The sequence below is a fragment of the Microbacterium sp. ISL-103 genome (genome assembly GCF_018613995.1).
In the GTDB taxonomy this organism is placed as follows: Bacteria; Actinomycetota; Actinomycetes; order Actinomycetales; family Microbacteriaceae; genus Microbacterium.
Genome location: NZ_JAGGPD010000516.1, coordinates 1 through 2,519 on the forward strand (window position 1 = coordinate 1; position 2,519 = coordinate 2,519).

The following is a 2,519-nucleotide window of genomic DNA, read 5'->3' on the forward strand; positions in this document are numbered from 1 at the left end:
CATCCCCGGCCACCGCCTCCCGGACACCGCCACAGACGCGAGCGCGATCGACTACACCCGCACCTACCTGCAGTCATTCGAGACAATCCTGGGCCAGACGGATGACGGCGCTGCAGTCACCGCCGCGCTGGTCGAGCGCTACCCGTCCGCGGGTATGCTCATCGCGGCTCAGATCGGGCCGAAGGTTGCGAAGGGTGAGATGACATGGGGCTGAACGAAAACACCACACCGGACCTGTCCACGGCTCCCCGCGACGTGGTCCGCCGGCAGTACCTCGCCTCCGCCGCGGGAGACCTCGACGCCTTGCGGGCAACGCTCGCACCCGACGTCGAATGGAAAGAAATGGCCGGCTTCCCTCTCGCCGGCACCTACCGCACCCCCGAGGGCGTGACCTCGGCCGTAATGGAGAAGCTCGGCGCGGACTGGTCCGGCTGGACAGCACATGACGACAGCTACATTGTCGACGGGGAACACGTCGTCGTCCTCGCCCGCTACACCGCAACCCACCGCGCAACCGGGAAGCCCCTCGACGTCCGTGTCGCGCACGCCTTCGTCGTAAGAGGCGGATTGATCGTCCGATTCGAGCAGTTCGTCGACACCGCCCTCGTGCGCGAAGCAATGGCCTGACCGCTCGGTTGCGTCGCCGGGCTCCAAACGCCGGGCCGTTGCGCACGAGGGACGACACCTCCGCATAGGTGCCCGCATTGCTGCCCTCATTGCGTTCTGTGCCACTGTCCGACTTCCTCACCCAGGCTGTGGTGAACCCAGTCGTACAGGGCACTACCGGGCCAGGGCGGGACAGCCGGGGATACTCGAACCGAAGTCAGGGGGTCGGGGGTTCGAGTCCCCCCAGGTCCACCGAAGAGAAGGCCCCGCGAGATGTCGCGGGGCCTTCTTCGTATGCGCGCGAGAATGGTTTCGGCACCCGCAGCAGCGCAGACCGGAACCGGAGAATATCCAGGGGCTTGCCATCGCGTGGTGTGCCGGATAGAAAGGCCAGGCCGTCCTCATCGACAGGACGGTCTCGACGAGCTGGAGGATACGCGTGCTGGGACTGTTCCGACGACCGGAGATCATGTCAGACGGCGTACCGCCGATCAGGGAGACAGGCCTCTGGTCCCGCGGTCTCGGGCTCGCGGCAACGCGCAGTCTGCAGACGCTCGCCGTGCTCGCTCTGGTCGCCGTCGGCGTCTTGGTGATCACTCAGCTGTCCCTCGTCTTCATCCCCGTGACGATCGCCCTGATCCTCGCGTCTGCGATCCATCCGCTCGTCGCCTTCATGCGTCGACGCGGGGTGCCCTCGATTCTGGCGACCTGGATCGCGCTCATCGGCATCCTCGCCATCCTGGGCGGGATCGTCTGGGTGATCGTGCTGACCGTTCGTTCTCAGTGGGACGATCTCATCGAATCCGCGACCGACGGCATCAGCCAGGTCACGGCATGGCTCGACACTCTGCCGTTCAACATCGCATCGATCGATCTCGATGAGATCTGGGCGGGAGTCGGAGACTTCCTGACCAGCGCCTCCTTCGGACGCGGTGCTCTCGCAGGGGTCTCGGCCACGGCGAGCTTCTTCACCGGCCTCGCGCTGATGATCGTCGTGCTGTTCTTCTTCCTCAAGGACGGCCCGCGCATCTGGGAGTTCCTGCTGCGCCCCTTTACCGGGGAGAGCTACGAGCGCGCACGACGCATCGGCGACAAGACGGTGGACGTCTTCGGCGGCTACATCCGCGGAACGTCGATCGTGGCAGCCGCCGACGCCCTCGGCATCGGCATCGGACTCGCCATCCTCCAGATCCCGCTCGCGATCCCGCTCGCCGTGATCGTCTTCCTCACCGCCTTCATCCCGCTCGTGGGCGCGACGGCCGCCGGAATCCTCGCCGCGCTCGTGGCGCTCGTCACGCACGGTCCGGTGGCAGCACTCATCGTCGTCGGCATCGTCGTTCTCGTGAACCAGCTCGAGGGCAACTTCCTGCAGCCGGTCGTGATGGCTCGATCCCTCAAGCTGCATGCGCTGGTCATCCTGCTCGCTCTGACGACCGGCACGATCCTCGGCGGAATCGTCGGCGCTGTTCTCTCCGTGCCGATCGCTGCTGTCGCCTGGGGAATCATCACGGTGTGGGACGGCCCGCACACGCCCGCTCGCCCGTTCCGCAAGAAGCGTCCCGAGACGGTCTGAGCGCTGCCCCCTCCCCTCTCGTCGCCGGTCGAGTACTCCTCCTCCGCGGGCGAGTCAAGGCGGTCGCCCCGCCGCAGTGCGCGAACTACCGTGACGAGCACATCTCACGAGAGGAGTCACTGATGACGAACAACCCGATACCGCCGCTCGTTCCGAAGCCGGACGATGAGTATGCGATCGACGGCGTCCCGCATCGCGTGGTCGACGGAGAACCCGTCCTCGACACGGATGCGGATGACGACCAGGTCGACGGTGCGGCCGCCGACCGCCTCGCCGCGGAGCAGCCCGATCACGAGGACCGCTGAGTCCTCTCCGCCCGCCCATCGCGCGGCAGGACCCG

At 66.7% G+C, this 2,519-nt stretch carries 3 protein-coding genes and 1 pseudogene; all 4 read left to right on the forward strand.

Going from position 1 to position 2,519, the window contains the following annotated elements; translation table 11 throughout:
* Positions 1-214: pseudogene (locus tag J7E68_RS16890) on the forward strand (MBL fold metallo-hydrolase); the annotation flags it as partial.
* Complete coding sequence (locus tag J7E68_RS16895; RefSeq protein ID WP_215174538.1) at positions 205-627, forward strand: nuclear transport factor 2 family protein; 423 nt, start codon at positions 205-207, stop codon at positions 625-627. The pseudogene J7E68_RS16890 and the gene J7E68_RS16895, both read left to right, overlap by 10 nt.
* A 421-nt stretch (positions 628-1,048) precedes the next feature.
* Positions 1,049-2,179 carry an AI-2E family transporter gene (locus tag J7E68_RS16900; protein WP_396652518.1) on the forward strand — a complete coding sequence of 377 codons (1,131 nt, stop codon included), beginning with the start codon at positions 1,049-1,051 and terminating at the stop codon, positions 2,177-2,179.
* Between the two features lie 122 nt (positions 2,180-2,301).
* Positions 2,302-2,484, forward strand: a complete 183-nt coding sequence (locus J7E68_RS16905) for a hypothetical protein (protein ID WP_215174540.1) — start codon at positions 2,302-2,304, stop codon at positions 2,482-2,484.
* Positions 2,485-2,519 lie beyond the last annotated feature (35 nt).